The organism is Kitasatospora sp. NPDC058190, assembly GCF_042883685.1.
In the GTDB taxonomy this organism is placed as follows: Bacteria; Actinomycetota; Actinomycetes; order Streptomycetales; family Streptomycetaceae; genus Kitasatospora.
Map to the genome: position 1 here is coordinate 1 of NZ_JBHVVI010000170.1, position 15477 is coordinate 15477.

The following is a 15477-nucleotide window of genomic DNA, read 5'->3' on the forward strand; positions in this document are numbered from 1 at the left end:
GCCCCTCGGCCACGGCGGAACCCAGCTCGGGGATGGCGGCCAGGAAGGCGGCGCGGGCAGCCGTCGCGTCCGGGGCGTACCGCTCGTCGAGCCGGACGGTGACCCGCTCCCGGCCGTCACCGGCGTCCAGGACCAGCTGCAGCTCGCCGCGGTAGCCGAGGTCCTCCTCCGCCACCGCGATGAAGCGCCGGACGTTGAGGAAGTACGTGCCGATCCGGACGACGTCCCCGTACCGGCCGAGGAGTTCGATCCGCGGGGTGTGGCTGCCGCACGGGCAGACGCCCTCGACCGCGCGGCCGAGGTCGCCGATCTGGTACCGCTCCAGGCGCTGCCCGGCCCGGGTGCGGCTGGTGAAGACCAGGCGGCCCGGTTGCCCGGCGGCCACCGGGCGGTCGGCCTCCGGGTCCAGGATCTCCAGGGTGTGCAGGTCGGTCAGGACGTGGTGGACCGAGCCCTCGGCGTGGGTGCACTGGTAGCCGAGCGGCCCCAGGTCGGTGCTGCCGTACGCCGCCGAGCGGATCAGTTCGACGCCGAACTCCTCGGTGAGCACCCGGCGCTGTTCCGTCGTGAAGTGCTCGCCGCCGTAGAACACCTTGCGGATCCCGCCGTACGCGCGCAGCACGGTGCTCTGGGAGTGGAACAGCTGCCAGAGGTAGGAGGGCATGCCGAACACGGTGTCCGCGCCGTACGTCACCAGCGCCTCGGCGGTGGCGGCGTGGTCGGGGCCTGCGGCGATCGGGAGCTGGCCGGCGTTGAGGCGCTCCAGGATCGAGAAGAAGCTGATGAAGCTTCCGTACATGCCGCCGCAGTAGAACAGGTTGGCGGCGCGGTCCCGGGCCGGATCGAACCCGGCGGCGAGCAGGCCGTCGGCGGCGGCCCGCATCTGGGTGTCGTAGTCGGCGTTGGTGAACACCGACAGGGCCGGGGCCCCGGTGCTGCCACCGCTGCGGAAGTAGAGGTGGGCGTGGACCGGCGCGAGTGTGCGCAGCTGCTCCTGCACGCCGGACTTGTCCAGCAACGGGCCGCTCGGCGCGGCGGGGACGACGGCCGGGGCCGCCAGGTCGTCGAGGCAGGCGGTGGTGGCAAAGGCCTCGTCCACGCGGACGCCGACGCGGCGGCTGTAGCGCTGGAGCGCGTAGACACCGTCGTGGGGCTCGCCGTGGTAGCTGTCGAGCATCCCGCCGACCGGGGTGACCCGCAGCACACCGGCGGCGACCACCGCCTGCGACAGCCGGGCGACGTCGGCACGGCTGCCGCCGATCGCGGCGGTCTGCAGGTAGCGGCGCATCGGGCGCAGCACGGTCATGACGGAGGCGCGGGGAAGCGGCTTGACCCAGACACTGCGGTGGAGCGGCGAGGCGGCCAGGGCGGAGCGGGTGTCGGCGAGGACGCGCCAGGAGCCGTCCTCGGCGGCGAAGAGCCGGGTGAGGCCGAGGTGTTCCTCAAGCCGGGTGACCAGTTCGGTGGTGGTGATCTCGGCGTGCTCGGCCGGGTCGAGTTCGGGCCGGGGAAGCTCGGCGGAGGCGTCGGCGAGGTGGGCCGCGAAGCGCTCGGCGAAGGAGAAGACCTCACCGTCGTCCTCGGTGTCGAGGTAGATCACCTGGGGGCTGGAGCAGGCCTGCTGCTCGAAGCGGCAGACATCGGCGGCGAGCGCGTCCAGCGTCACCCCGTCCGACCAGACGTCGCGGGTCAGGTAGGCGAAGGAGATCCGGTGTCCCCACTCGACCAGTCGGCACCCGGCAGGGACCAGCTCGGCGACCGAGCGGACGGCGTCCTCGCCGCCCCAGACCGCCACCGCGTCGGCGGGCTCGCACAGCAGCCGCAGCCACTCGGTGCGCGCGGAGGAGAAGCGCAGCACCACGATCCGGCGGGCCAGGGCACCGGTCGGGTCGGCGGCGGCCAGCTCGGCGAGGAGGTGCTGGGCGAGCAGCGTGTCGCCGCCGCTGGTCTTCAGCACGTTGAGGTTTCCGGTGAGCAGGCCCTCGATGACGCTGAGCGGTGCGACGGCGGCCGCGTTGCCCGGGGCGATGTGGACCAGCAGCCCGACCGGCGCCCAGGCCTCGAAGGTGGTCTCCCGCGCGTCGGGCCGGGTGAGGCGTTCGGGGCGCAGTCCGCCGAGTTCGCGTCGGAGCTTTCGCTCCAGGGCCGGGCGGGCGATCGCGTCGGCGATCTCGGTGAGGGTCGCCGACGCCCCGTCCGGGTCGGAGCCGCCACCGGTGAGCTCGGCGAGCAGGCGGGCGCGGACGGGGCCGCCCGGCGTGTCGAGGGCGTCGGCGAGGCGCTGGCAGGCGCTCAGCACCAGCTCGGTGGACAGGGGTTCGGCGAGGGTGCGGGCAGCGAGCTCCGGGAGCTCGGCGAGTCGGCGGGCGGCCTCCTCGTCGTCGATGAACGAGCCCTGCCAGAAGTGGGGTCCGGTGGTCACGACAGTCCCTTCAGGAGTTCGGCGGCGGCCGCCGCGCAGTTGCGGTTGCGACTGACCCCGGCGCGGCCGTGGACGGTGAACCACGGCGTGGGCAGGGGGCAGGGACACTCCTGCCCGGGGTGCAGCGAGGCGAGGTCGCCCATGACGACGCTCTGCGCCGGCACCGAGGTGATGTACGGGGAGACCAGGTGGAGGAAGCCGCGTTCGCCGTACGGCAGCGGCTCCAGGGTGCGGGTGTCGCGCACGGCCGCCCGTGACCAGACCGGGACGTGCAGACGGTGGTGCCCGCACTCGATGTACGGCACGCAGTGCTCGACCGAGCCGAAGGTGTCGCGGATCCGCTCCGAGGGGATGCCCAGCTGCTCCGTGACCTCGGCGTAGAACCGGTCCTTGCCGATCTGCTTGTCGGTGTGTCCCTTCCAGCCGCCGCCGAGCAGCACCAGGGAGCCGGCCGGGAGCTGGAGCGGCGGCAGGCCGAGGGCCCGCATCCGCTCCAGGGTGAAGTGCAGGAACGCGGGGAAGCCGAGGATCCGTACCGGCAGCCCGTCCTCGGCGTACCGCCGCAGCGCCTCGATGCAGCCGTGGACGTCGAACTCGTGGCCGCTGCCGGTGTGCCGCAGCGCGTGCGTGGTGTGGTTCGCCGGCGCGAAGTCGCAGAGGTAGTTGTCGGTGAACGAGGTACCGAGCTTCAGCTGCGGGGCGGGCTCGTAGCTGTACAGCAGGTAGTTGACGGACTGGTCGGGCGTGATCCAGCCGTAGTGGTCGAAGATGCGGGCCACCATGCGCTGCGCGGAGCGGATCGTCCAGGTGTCGAAGAACATCTGCGACTTCTGGCCGGTGGTGCCGGAGGAGGTGAGGTGGAGGAACACCTCCTCCCGTGGGATGGAGAGTACCTCGTGCCGTTTGAAGAAGTTGGCGTGCACCAGGGGCGTGCGGATCCCCTCGCCGACGGTCGGCGCCGGAGTCTCCGCCGGGCCGTCCAGCAGCGAGCGGAGGAACGGTGAGCGCTGCGCGTGCCACGCGTTGGTCTCGGCCATCGCGGCGGCGAACAGGGCGTCGGCCTCGGGCCCGGCCGCGTACGGGGAGATCAGGTCGCACAGCTGCTGGACGTGCGGGAGCGCGGTGGGGTCGGGAACCTCGACCGGCGCGAGATGGATGTTCACGGGGCAACCTCGGGAAGGGGTAGGTAGGTCGAGGTCCAGGCGGTCAGGTAGGCCAGCAGGTACGGCTGGAGCAGGCCGCTGACGGCCGTGGTCCTGAAGTCGATCTGACGGCTGGTCCGGGAGAGCACCACGTAGTCGTGGAACCGGTCGCCGATCCGGCGCATCGCCGGGTAGACGGCGCTGGGGATGAACCCGGCGGCCAGGAAGGCGCAGAGCCCGGCGGTGTCGGCCAGCGGCAGCAGCGTCTCGACGTAGTCGGCGCCCGCGCGGGTGACGGCCGCCATCAGCGGCTCCAGCGCCCCCGTGACGGCTGCCGGGGACGGGTGCACGGCGACCAGCGAGCAGCTCGCCGCGACCGGGTCCAGGTCGGCGTACGCCTCGAACGCGCCGTCCGGCGGGGTGAGGACGGCGTTCGGGACGTGCAGCGGGAAGAACCGCTCTCCCGGGTCGGGGAAGAGCTCCAGGAACCGGCGGCGGACGAAGCCGCGTGCCGTGATCAGCTCCATCGGGGCGGTCACCGGCGCGGTCTGCCCGGCGGGCAGGGCGGGGACGTCCAACGGGCGCGGGTGTCCGTACTCGACGCCGGTGCTCTGCCGGGCCGCCTCCAGCAGCGGCAGCAGGGAGCCCGGCACCAGGTCGACGCTCTCCCGCCGGGCCAGGACGCCGTCGGCGTGTCGGGCGAACAGCGCGAGGCTCTCGCACCCGGCCACCTCGACGGCGTTCGGCAGCAGGCCGAGGGCCTGGAAGCCGTTGCGGGCGAAGACCTGCTGCGGGCCGGGGGTGACCACCCGGACGGTCGCGTAGATCGAGTCCAGGGCGCCGGTCGCGAAGGCGTCCCCGCACACGTCGGCGGTCAGCCGTCCGGCCAGCCCGCCGCCCCGCTGCTCCGGGTGGACCGCCAGGCCCACCAGCTTGCCGATCCGGCTGCCGGGGTCGGTCTGCACCGCCACCGACCCGGCCAGCTGGCCGGCGCCTTCGTGACGCGCGGTCAGCCAGTGGGTGTGCGGGTCGGCGATCAGACGACGCATCTCCTCGGGGTCGCTGCCGAGCGCGACCGGATAGCCGTGGCCGTAGACGTCGAAGTAGAGCTGGCGCAGCTGCGCGACGTCCTGCGGGGCCGCGGGAGCGATCGTCACGGTCATCGCACGTCCCCGATCGGCTGCGCGGCCGGGGCCGGGTCCTCCTGCGGGGCCGCCGCGGGCTCCGGGCCGCGCGGCTCGCGCCGGCCGGTCCACCACAGTGCGGCGGCGACCGGCAGCACGCCGAGGGCCTGGACCAGGCACAGCGTCCGCGCCGGGAGGTGGTCGCCGAGCAGGCCGAAGACCAGCGACGACACCGGGAAGGTCGCCCCCAGCAGCGCCTGCATCACCGCGAAGAAGCCGGGCCGGTCCTCGGCCGGCACCAGCCGCTGGAACAGCGCCACGAACCGCACACCGATCACGCCCACGCACCAGCCGGCGACCGCCATCGATCCGACCGCCGCGGCCTGGCCGGCGGCGAGGCCGGGCAGGCCGAGCGCGGCGGCCATCAGGACCAGGCAGCCGGCCCCGACCGCGGTGGGCGCGCCCGGGAGGCGGCCGCCGGTGAACGAGCCCGCCAGCGTGCCGACGCCGAGGGCCGCCTCCAGGGTGGCGACGGTCGAGCCGTCGGCGTGCAGCACCGTCCGGGTGTACAGCGGCATCACGACGAATACCGCCGTGGTGAACACGTTGGCCGCGGTGAAGCAGAGCAACACCCGTCGGATGAAAGGCAGTTCGGACAGGATTTGGCGCAGCGGCCGCGTTCGGGCGGGTGTGTCGCTGCCCGTGGCCGGTGAGTCCGGGGCCGGGAACCGGGTCGCGCCGATCAGTGAGGCCGCCAGCAGGTAGGCGCCGGCGCACCCGGCGACGACGCCGGCCATGCCCGCGGTGTCGACCACCAGCGGGCCCAGCAGCCCCCCGGCGAGCCCGGCCAGCGACTGCGTGCCGAGCTCGAACCCGGTCGCGGTCTCGATGTCGGCGTCCTCGACCAGCTCGGGAACGGACGTGGTCAGACAGGGGTCGAAGACCGCCTGGCAGCCCGCCAGCAGCAGCGCGGTACCGTACGCGACGGCCATCGGCGGTGTCGCGGCGTACGTCCAGCCGGCCGCGCCGAGGGCGACCAGACCGGCGACGGCGGCCGAGGCGCCCAGCACCGTCCGGTGCGGGTGGCGGGCGATGAGCCTGGCCACCAGCGGCGCCAGCGCGACCGCGGGCAGGGTGCTGACGGCGAGAAAGGCGCCGGACGCGAGGCCGCGGTCCGTGCCGGCGGCGTAGCCCACCAGCCACCACACCGCGCCGACCTGGAACATCCGTCCGGCGGCCTGGACGAGTACCTGCGCGGCCCACACGGCGCCGAACCGCCGGTTGCGCAGGACGAGCGGCAGGCGGTGCGCGGCCGTCCCGGTGGCCGTCCCGGTGGCCGTCACGAGTGCGGCCGTTCGTCGAGGACGCGGATCAGCTTGCCGGTCCGCGCGTTGACGACGAGCTCGTGCTGGCGCACCCACTCGACGGACAGCGGGTGGACGTACCCGGCGGCGACCGCCTCCGGGTACAGCGGCCGCGCCGTGTGGATCCCGGCCTCGACGGCGGCGGCCAGCTCGGGGAGCCCGCTGGGGTTCCCGTCGCAGGCCAGGCGCAGCACCAGGCCGTCCCGGCCGTCCCAGCGGCGTACCACCAGCTGCACGCCGGTCGCCCGGCCGGCCGGGTCGGCGGCCCGGACGAGGTCGAGCACGTCCTGGGTGTACAGCGACACCGGCCCCACCCGGACGCCCTCCTGGGCCCGGCCGAGGATGCGGAACCGTCCGGCGGCGACGTCGGTCCACTCCGCGCGGTCCCCGACGGGGTAGCGCAGTACGGGCATCAGCCGTCGCCGCAGGTCGGTCACCACGACCCGGCCCGGCACGCCCTCACTGGTGATCGGCTCGTCGGTGAGGTCGTCGAGGATCTCCACCACCGTCTCCGGAGCGAACACCCGGTGCACCCGGGTGTCCGGTCCCGGCACCGGCCGGCCGAGCAGCCCGGCGTCGACGGCGGCGTAACCGATCGAGGAGACGCGGGCGTTGGGGAACACCTTGGCGAGCAGTGGCTGCTGGTCCTGGTAGAGGCCCTCGCCGCCGAACAACAGCAGCTCCACGTGCGGAAGTTCGCGACCGGAGGCGAGCAGGTGATCAGCGAGCGCGCACAGCGTCGTCGGGGTGCCGGCCACCACCTCGGCCTCGAACTGCTCCAGGGTCTGCGCGGTCGACTCCAGCGGCGCCGCTCCGCCGATCGGCAGCCGGACGTTGGCGACGGGCGAGCGGTGCAGCGAGTCGAGGATGAAGGTGTAGCTGGCGTACAGGTCGCCCGCGTAGAAGAGATCGGCGACCCGGTGTCCCGGGCGCAGTCCGGCATCGACCAGCCCGGCGCCGAACGAGGTGGTGAACTCCCGCCACTCCTCCCGGCTGTAGAACGAGAACTTCGGCGAGCCGGTGGTGCCACCGCTCTTGAAGACCACCGCCTCCTCCAGCGGCCCGGTCAGCAGCCGGTTGCCGCGAGGCGTGTTCGCCTGCCAGAACTCGGCCTGCGGGACGACCGGAAGATCGGTCAACTTCGCCGTCCGGTCGGGTAGACCGGCGTACAGCTCCGCATAGAAGGGTGAATTGCGGCGCACGAAGCGTATGAGTTCGGCTGTCGGTTGAACGGGCATCAATTCCTGCTTCGAGGCATGCGAGGGGCGCGTGGCGCACGACCTCGCCCAATCGGTCGATGGCGATCGGCGATCCGGAGGTCTGCGGAATTCGGATTCCTCCGCGACACTTTCGGGCCGTTGGATCAGTAGGGCCGGGCTGCGGCACCGAAGGTTCCGGATAGCCGCTGATCACGGGTCAACTTGCGTGAAGTGAGGAGTGCCTGGCCCCCTGTTCGCCCAAAACACAGGCTAGCACCTCTGTATGCCTTCAGATTCAAGCCTGGATCCCGTGTGGGGTCGGCAGGGCGGCGACCTGAGGCTCCATCAAGCGGCTGTTCGGGGGCGGCGGGAATGGAATGGTGAGGTACATCTCACGACGGGCGGATCGACGGATGTTCCGCACTGAACGGCGCGATTCGGCCACGTCTTTTTAGTTGAATGCAAGACATTTCAGGTGCGCCTGCCTGATTGTGGAACAGATGCCGGAATTGCCACCCGCCATTCGGGGGGTGCGGCCTCCGTCGAACGGCGGAGAGCCCGGCCGGGTCGTAGCCGAGGGTCGACGAAGGCGATCGTCGCGTCGAGGCCGGGCGCGGTGATGACCGGCAGGGTGCGTGCCGGGGCGGGACTGACCAGGCGGCAGCGGTGCGGGATGTCGCCGCGGTGGTGGGCGCTCTGGCCGGCCTGCAGGGTGAGCGGCTCCTCGCCCTCACCCTCCAGGACGTAGAGGAAGCGGTCGGGACGGACGGGGCCGCCCCGACCGGCCATGAGCGACACACCCGCCGGCCGCGCAGGACGACAACGCGTCGGACGGACCGAAGCGCTCAGCCGGCGCCTCGGTCCGGTCCGCTTCGACTCCGATGCGCAGCGCCGCACACCAAGGGCCGGCTCGTCAGCCCTTGCCGCTCAGCAGCCGGGCCTTCGCCCAGGCGAACTCCTCGTCGCTCAGATGCCCGCTGTCGCGCAGGACCGCCAGGCGCTCCAGCTCCCCGACCAGCGTCGGCGTGTCGACGGGTTCGCCATCCACGGGCACCTCTTCGCGGTCCACCTCGATCTCGAAGTCGCGCGGGTTCTCCGGAAGATGGCGAACGGTCACGCCGGCGCCGCGTCGGGGCAGGTCAGTGAGCGGGAAGGTCTTGCTGACCGTCTCGGTGTACTCGACCCCGTCGGAGGCGGTGTAGCGGATGGTGAGTTTCACCCACGCGCCGCCGCTGTAGCTCGTACCGGAACTCGTGAGGTCGGTGATGACGCCCCGGACCACCTCGCCCTCCTCGGCCAGCCGCCGGGCTCTCCGGGCGGCCCGGCGCTTGTCCGCGATCCGCCGCTGTCGGGCCTGCCAGGTCGACCTGCCGAGCAGGAACGAGGTCAGCGCGGTGAACGGAACCGGGACGAGCGCCCACAGGGTCGCCGGCACGTGCGCGACGGACAGTCCCAGCAGCCCGCCGGTGGCAGCGCCCCAGAAGAGCGCGCCCGGCTCGATGGGCCGGTCGTAGCTGTCGGTGTAGTCGCCATCGGTGGTCCGGTTCACAGCGAAGAGCGCACCAGCCCAGAGCACGGCCCCGTCCACGAAGCTGGCCCCGCCGGGAATCGCGCTGATCACATCGCCCGCGAGCAGGCCCGCGACCACGAACAGCGCGGCGCAGAGGTAGGTCGCGTTGCGCCGCCGCACGGACAGGCCCGGCCAGACCGGCAGGTCCGGCGAAAGGTCGTTCGAGGTCACGGGGTGATGCTGGCCGCGCCGATCGCCGCGCGGGCGAGATCTTTGACGGTTGGTCGGGGTGCTCGGGTTCGGCGTACTCCAGGCCAACGGCATCGGCTCCATCCCGGCCCGAGGCCCGGTGACGGATCCCGCTGCTCACCACGCACTGATCGGGGTGCCTCGATCACGCCGGACCCCGGCGGAAACGACGGGACGTACCGTGCGGGCCGAGCCACTATGGGAGGAGGCCTACGGGTTCACTGGTCGGCTCGAATGGGGTGCTCGTGATGGGCGTGCCGTGGCATCGGTCGCCGAGGCCCGGACACCAGGCCGCCGAGGTTCCGGCCGGGCGCGGCCTCGACGAGGCGGCGCGGATCCTGCGATCGGCGCCGGCCGGACTCGGCGCGCACATCGGCGGGCTCTACCTGCTGTCGGAGGACCGGCAGGTGCTCGAACTGGCCGTGACACTGGGGGCCGGCCGGCAGTTCACCAGGCCGTGGCAGCGCATCGGCGTCGCCGCACCGGTACCGGTGGCCGAGGCGGTGCGCAGCGGCCGGGTCGTATGGGTGGGCGGCACGGAGGACATGGCGCGCAGGTACCCGAGGGTCGCGGTTGCCATGCCGTACGCGTTCCGCCTCGCGGCCGCTCCGCTCGTCACGCGGCGGACCGGGTACGGGGCCGTTTTCGTGCTCTGGCCCGCCGCGCATCCCCCCGAGATGTCGCCCGGTGAACGGGACCGGTTCGAAGAGTTCGCCGCGCGCCTGGCCGAGGTGCTGGCGGACGCGGCCCGGGCAGGCCGACCGGTCCGGGCCGGCCCGCGTCCCGAGGTGGCCGAGAGCGGTGCCGCCGCGCCCCCCACCGCGACGGCGGCACGCCTTCCGGAGGGCGTGTGCGACATCGATCTGGACGGCAGGCTGGCCGCGGTCACGCCGGCCGCCGCCGAGTTGCTGGGCGTGCCGGTCGAGCTCCTCCTGGGCGCGCGGCTGTGGGCGGTCCTGCCGTGGCTGCGGGATCCGGTGTACGAGTACCACTACCGGTCCGCGGTGATGAGCGGGCAGTCCGCCTCCTTCGTCGCGTTGCGGCCACCGGACCGGTGGCTGTCGTTCGAGCTGTTCCCGGACCCGTCCGGGCTCACCGCGCGGATCGTCCGGGCCGACATCGCCCGCCGCGACCGGCCCACCGGAACACCGGCTCAGCGGGCGGTGCACACGCGGCCCGGAGCGCTGTACCACCTCCTCCACCTCGCCAGCGCGCTGACCGAGGCCGTCACCGTGCAGGACGTGGTGAGCATGGTCTCCGAGCAGATCGTGCCGGCTTTCGGCGGCCAGGCCGTGGCGGTGCTGATGCCCGAAGGCGGCCGACTGCGCATCGCGGGCCATCGCGGCTACCCGCCCGGCTTGGTCGACCAGTTCGACAGCACTCCGCTGACCGAGCCCACGCCCGGTGTCCGGGCGTCCACCAATCCCGTGCCGGTGTTCTTCGAGACCCGTGCGGAACTGGAGCGGCTCTACCCGGACCGCCACGAGACGCAGGACGGGATGGCCGCCTGGGCCTATCTGCCGCTGGTGACCTCGCGCAGGCTGATCGGCACCTGCGTGCTGGCGTTCGCCGAGCCGCACCACTTCGACCTGGAGGAACGCGCCGTCCTCACCTCACTCGGCGGACTGATCGCCCAGGCCCTGGACCGTGCCCGGCTGTACGACACCAAGCTCGTCCTGGCCCAAGGCCTCCAGGAGAGCCTGCTGCCCCGTGCGCTGCCCGCCGTCCCGAGCCTGGAGGTCAGCGCCCGCTACCTGCCGTGCACCGAGGGCATGGACGTCGGAGGCGACTTCTACGACCTCATCCGGGTCGGGCCCGACACCGTGGCCGCCGTGATCGGCGACGTCCAGGGCCACAACGTCAACGCCGCCGCGCTGATGGGCCAGGTCCGGACCGCCGTCCGTGCCTTCGCCGCCGCCGACGCCGATCCGAGCACGGTGCTCTCCCGCACCAACCGCCTGATGGCCGACCTGGACACGGCCTTGCTGGCCACCTGCGCCTACCTCCGCGTCGACCTCGCCCGCCGCGAGGCCTGGCTGGCCGACGCCGGGCACCCGGTGCCCCTGCGGTACGGCCCGGACGGTCGGGCGGGCGCACTGGAACCGCGCACCGGCATGGTGCTGAACGTCGACCCCGACGCCGACTACCCGCAGATCCGCGTCGACCTGCCGATCGGCACCACTCTGGTCCTGTACACCGACGGCCTCATCGACACGCCCGGTACGGATCTCGACCAGGCGCTGGCCGATCTCATCGCCACGCTGGCCCGCCACGGCGGCGAACCGCTCGACCGGCTGGCCGATGCGCTCGTCGACCGGGCCGGGCACGGAGAGCAACGCACCGACGACGTCGCGCTGTTGCTGATCCGGTCGGTCCCCTGGTGAGCCGGGGCGGAGGGACGGAGCGAATCCGCGGCCGACGGGCGCGGCGGACCCGGGGGCGCTCGGGCGAATGCGCGGTCTGCGGTGTCCGGTTCGTGCCGGGGCGGGATCATGGGGATATGGCGAGAGACACGGGCCCCGCCCCCCGGGCTCCGGGCCGAGCGAGTGGTCGTCATGGGTGGCAGCATCCACGCCCGGTCCCGGGGGATCCTTCCGTGCGGCGTCTGCGGTCGGTGCTGAGCATCCGCAGCGTCGCCGGTCAGATGTTCCTCCTGCAGGTGTCGATCGCGCTGCTGCTCGTGGTGGCGGCGGTCGTCGCGCTTCTGATCCAGTCCCGCAGCGACCGGTTCGCGGCAGCGCGCGACCGTTCGCTCGCCGCGGCCGAGGCGTTCGCCCACGGCCCCGGTCTGGTGGCGACGATGCAGGGCCCCGATCCCAGCAAGGTGCTGCAACCGCTGACCGAAGCGGCCCGTAAGGATGCCAAGGTCGACTTCATCGTGGTGACCGACCGTAACGGCATCCGCTACACCCACCCCGAACCGGAACAGATCGGCAAGAAGTTCGTCGGCACCATCGGGCCGTCGCTGCAGGGTCAGATCACCGTCGAGCAGGTGCACGGCCCGCTCGGCCTGGAGTACCAGGTGGTGGTCCCGGTGGAGGACGCCCAAGGCGGGGTCGTGGGCATCGTGTCCGCCGGGATGAAGGTCGCCAACGTCAGCAGCGCGATCGACCGCCAACTGCCGGTCGTCCTGGGCGCCGGCGTCGTCGCGCTGGGCCTGGCCACGGCCGGAACGGCGCTGGTGGGCAGACGTCTCCTGCGGCAGACCCATGGCCTGGGGCCGGAGGAGATGACCAGGATGTACGAGCACCACGACGCGGTGCTGCACGCGGTGCGCGAGGGCGTGGCCATCGTCAGCGGCGACGGCCGGGTCCTGCTGGCCAACGACGAGGCACGCCGGCTCCTGGACCTTCCGCCCGACGCGGAGGGGCGTGCCGTCACCGACCTCGGCCTCGACCCCCGTACGACCGAACTGCTGCTGTCCGACAGCGCGGTCACCGACGAGGTGCTCCCCGTGGGCGACCGGCTGCTGGCCGTCAACAACCGCCCCACCGACAGCGGGGGAGGACCTCCCGGCAGCGTCACCACCCTGCGTGACTCCACCGAGCTGCGTGCCCTGGCGGGGAAGGCCGAGGTCGCCCGCGGTCGGCTCAGGTTGCTGTACGACGCGAGCATGACCATCGGCACCACCCTGGACGTCCGGCGCACCGCCGAGGAACTCGCCAAGATGGCCTCCCAGGGATTCTGCGACTACGCCACTGTCGACCTCGCCGAAGACGTCCTGATCGGCGAGGAGCCGCAGCCCCTGACGGGCGGTGCCAGGGTGGAGCTGCGACGGGTGGCGCTCGCGGGCATCCGGGACGATTCGCCGTTGTACCCCCGGGGCCGGCTGGTCCGGTGGGCTGGGAGCACCCCGCAGGCGTTGGGCTTCCTCAGCGGGCGATCCGCGCTGGTCCCCGAGCTGGCGACCGACGCCGGGTGGCGCATGCAGGACGTCGAGCGGACGCAGGCGGTGCTGGACTTCGGCCTGGCGTCGCTGATCGCCGTTCCGCTGACGGCGCGGGGTGTGGTGATGGGCATCGCCTGCTTCTGGCGCGGCCGCGACAGGGGCCCGTTCGAGGACGACGAGCTGTCCCTGGCCGAAGAGCTGGCCGCCCGGGCCGCCGTGTCGATCGACAACGCCCGCCGCTTCACCCGCGAGCACACCATGGCCGTCACCCTGCAGCACAGCCTGTTGCCGCGCGCGTTGCCCGAGCAGAGCGCCCTCGACGTCGCCTACCGCTACCTGCCCGCCCAGGCAGGGGTCGGCGGCGACTGGTTCGACGTCATCCCACTGCCGGGTGCCCGGGTCGCGCTCGTCGTCGGCGACGTGGTCGGCCACGGTGTGCACGCGGCCGCCACCATGGGTCGCCTGCGCACCGCCGTCCAGAACTTCTCCACCCTCGACCTGCCGCCGGACGAACTCCTCGGACACCTGGACGAACTGGTCGCCCACATGGATCAGGAGGCGGCCGCGGCCGGGGGTGAGCCCGCGATCACCGGCGCCACCTGCCTCTACGCGATCTACGACCCCAGCACTGCCACCTGCGCGATGGCCCGGGCGGGTCATCCCCCGCCCGCCGTCGTTCACCCGGGCGGGACGGTGGAGCTCCTCGCTCTTCCCGCCGGTCCGCCGCTCGGCCTGGGCGGGATGCCCTTCGAAGCCGTGGAGGTGCGACTGCCGTCGGACAGCAGCCTGGTCCTCTACACCGACGGCCTCGTCGAGGACCGCACCCGCGACATCGGTGTCGGCCTGGACGTCCTCGCGAGCGTCCTGACCCGCCCCGGCCGATCGCCCCAGGAGATCTGCGAGGCCGTGCTCGACGCCCTGCTGCCCGCCCGCCAGACCGATGACATCGCCCTCCTCGTCGCCCGCACCCGCGTGCTGGAGCCCGATCGGATCGCCGAGTGGGCGGTGGCCTCGGCTCCGGAGGCCGTGGCCCAGGTTCGCGCCGATGCCACCCGACAGCTCGCCGAGTGGGGTCTTGACGAGGCCGCCTTCGTCACCGAACTGGTGCTCAGCGAGTTGGTGACCAATGCCATCCGCTACGCCACCGAACCGATCAGGGTGCGACTGCTGTACGACCGCACGCTGATCTGTGAGGTCTCCGACACCAGCAGTACCGCCCCGCACCTGCGCTACGCGGTCGAGGACGACGAGGGAGGCCGCGGCCTGTTCCTCGTCGCCCAGCTCGCCGAACGCTGGGGCGTCCGCTACACCCCCGAAGGCAAGATCATCTGGGCCGAGCAGTTCCTGTGACGGAGCGCCCCGCCCATCGGGCCCGGCGCAGGCGGCCACCACGTGGGGTGTCGGCCCAGGCCGTCGACGGGCGGAGCACCTGCGACGGGAGGAGCACCTGTCAGGCGGCGGCCAGGACAGCCGTGTCCCATCGAAGGACCGTGCGCGGGCCTCCCGGCCGGGAGACCATGGCCTCATGGACCGCGAGACGATCGCACGCACCCGCCGCGCCCTGCACGCGGTGGCCGAACTGGTCCTGGCCGGCCCGCAGTACCGGGCCAGCGGCACGATCCGGTTGCGCGCCAGCCCGGGCGGTTTCGCCACCACCGTCGAGCCGCAGCTGAGGGTGATCGGTGCGGAGCTGATCGCGCCCGGGCAGGCGTTGCCCCTCGAACGGACCACCTGCAGCGCGCTCGGCGCGGACCTCGGGCTGACGGTCGGTGCACCCACCGGGCTGTACCAGGACGGGGCGGGCACCACTGCCGACACCGCGATCGAGGTGGACCCGTCCGCCGCCCGCTGGCTCGCGCACTGCTTCGCGCTCGGCGACGCCGCGCTGGCCGGGCTGTTCCCGGACGCGGACCCGGTCATCTGGCCCGAGCACTTCGACATCGCTCTGACCGCCGACGAAGTGAACTACGGCGTCTCACTCGGCGACGCGTTCGAGCCGGAGCCGTACGCGTACGTCGGCCCGCACAGCCCACGGCAGGGCGGGTTCTGGAACGCGCCGTTCGGTGCCACCCGGACGATCCGTGAGCTCGGTGGTGTCTTCGGCATCACGGCCTTCCTGGAGCAGGGCCGCCGGCTGGCCGTCGACGCCCGCGGGCCTTGATGCGGGTCTGGAGCGGTGGACGCTCCTGCAATTTGTGTCGGGCGCCGGGTAGGGGTACTGTCTCCCAGTCGCTCGGCAGGGAGCACCGGACACGCATCGGCGCGGACGGTCCCGGGGCGGCCAATCCCCTGAAACACCACTTCCGGTTCGCGCCGGTCGTTTTCGCGTTCTCGCGGTGCGGCTCGATGCTTATTCGGCGTGCGCGCTTTATTGGATTGCGGCTGATTCGCTTTTCGGAGCGGGGATCGGCTAGAGTTTGAAACGTCGAACGGGGCATCAAGCCCCAAAAGACACCAGTGAATTGGATGAAGGAAGCCCCGGAAAACGGAGCGGAAAACATCTGATAAGCTGGAAACACGAAAGAACGAAGCGCCCGGAGGGCCCGCTGGAAGGCGGTCCGAAGGAAGCGTCCGTTCC

General features: G+C 72.6%; 10 protein-coding genes. 3 read left to right on the forward strand and 7 right to left on the reverse strand.

Annotated elements, in window-relative coordinates:
• The 7 genes from ACFVWU_RS41315 to ACFVWU_RS41345 form a co-directional block, all read right to left on the reverse strand.
• Window positions 1–2422 (reverse strand): acyl-CoA reductase (locus ACFVWU_RS41315; RefSeq protein WP_387631035.1); only part of this gene is annotated, 2422 nt, incomplete at its 3' end.
• Complete coding sequence (locus ACFVWU_RS41320) at window positions 2419–3585, reverse strand: acyl-protein synthase (RefSeq protein WP_387631038.1); 1167 nt, start codon at window positions 3583–3585, stop codon at window positions 2419–2421. The genes ACFVWU_RS41320 and ACFVWU_RS41315, both read right to left, overlap by 4 nt.
• Window positions 3582–4727 carry a GNAT family N-acetyltransferase gene (locus ACFVWU_RS41325; RefSeq protein ID WP_387631040.1) on the reverse strand — a complete coding sequence of 382 codons (1146 nt, stop codon included), beginning with the start codon at window positions 4725–4727 and terminating at the stop codon, window positions 3582–3584. Before ACFVWU_RS41325 ends, ACFVWU_RS41320 begins: the two co-directional genes overlap by 4 nt.
• Window positions 4724–6031 (reverse strand): MFS transporter, encoded by a 1308-nt coding sequence (locus ACFVWU_RS41330; protein WP_387631043.1) that lies wholly within the window; start codon window positions 6029–6031, stop codon window positions 4724–4726. The genes ACFVWU_RS41325 and ACFVWU_RS41330 overlap by 4 nt, the downstream gene beginning before the upstream one ends.
• Window positions 6028–7290: a phenylacetate--CoA ligase family protein gene (locus ACFVWU_RS41335; protein ID WP_387631046.1), complete on the reverse strand. Its 1263-nt coding sequence runs from the start codon at window positions 7288–7290 to the stop codon at window positions 6028–6030. The genes ACFVWU_RS41330 and ACFVWU_RS41335 overlap by 4 nt, the downstream gene beginning before the upstream one ends.
• A gap of 432 nt (window positions 7291–7722) precedes the next feature.
• Window positions 7723–8040, reverse strand: a complete 318-nt coding sequence (locus ACFVWU_RS41340) for a cupin domain-containing protein (RefSeq protein ID WP_387631049.1) — start codon at window positions 8038–8040, stop codon at window positions 7723–7725.
• Window positions 8041–8164: 124 nt separating this feature from the next.
• On the reverse strand, window positions 8165–8992 hold the full coding sequence (locus ACFVWU_RS41345) for an SHOCT domain-containing protein (protein WP_387631052.1): 828 nt from the start codon (window positions 8990–8992) through the stop codon (window positions 8165–8167).
• A 266-nt stretch (window positions 8993–9258) separates the two neighbouring features.
• Here ACFVWU_RS41345 and ACFVWU_RS41350 point away from each other — a divergent pair, with 266 nt between their 5' ends.
• The 3 genes from ACFVWU_RS41350 (at window position 9259) to ACFVWU_RS41360 (ending at window position 15060) form a co-directional block, all read left to right on the forward strand.
• Window positions 9259–11394, forward strand: a complete 2136-nt coding sequence (locus tag ACFVWU_RS41350) for a SpoIIE family protein phosphatase (protein WP_387631055.1) — start codon at window positions 9259–9261, stop codon at window positions 11392–11394.
• A gap of 260 nt (window positions 11395–11654) precedes the next feature.
• The gene (locus tag ACFVWU_RS41355) at window positions 11655–14249 is read left to right on the forward strand and encodes a SpoIIE family protein phosphatase (RefSeq protein ID WP_387631061.1); all 2595 of its coding nucleotides are present in this window, start codon (window positions 11655–11657) and stop codon (window positions 14247–14249) included.
• Between the two features lie 175 nt (window positions 14250–14424).
• Window positions 14425–15060, forward strand: a complete 636-nt coding sequence (locus ACFVWU_RS41360) for a hypothetical protein (protein WP_387631058.1) — start codon at window positions 14425–14427, stop codon at window positions 15058–15060.
• Window positions 15061–15477 lie beyond the last annotated feature (417 nt).

Bases quoted from the DNA above. Each gene is read 5' to 3' on its own strand.
- ACFVWU_RS41325 (WP_387631040.1), bottom strand. From the start codon at position 4,727: ATGACCGTGACGATCGCTCCCGCGGCCCCGCAGGACGTCGCGCAGCTG.
- ACFVWU_RS41335 (WP_387631046.1), bottom strand. From the start codon at position 7,290: ATGCCCGTTCAACCGACAGCCGAACTCATACGCTTCGTGCGCCGCAAT.
- ACFVWU_RS41340 (WP_387631049.1), bottom strand. From the start codon at position 8,040: ATGGCCGGTCGGGGCGGCCCCGTCCGTCCCGACCGCTTCCTCTACGTC.
- ACFVWU_RS41350 (WP_387631055.1), top strand. From the start codon at position 9,259: ATGGGCGTGCCGTGGCATCGGTCGCCGAGGCCCGGACACCAGGCCGCC.
- ACFVWU_RS41355 (WP_387631061.1), top strand. From the start codon at position 11,655: ATGTTCCTCCTGCAGGTGTCGATCGCGCTGCTGCTCGTGGTGGCGGCG.
- ACFVWU_RS41360 (WP_387631058.1), top strand. From the start codon at position 14,425: ATGGACCGCGAGACGATCGCACGCACCCGCCGCGCCCTGCACGCGGTG.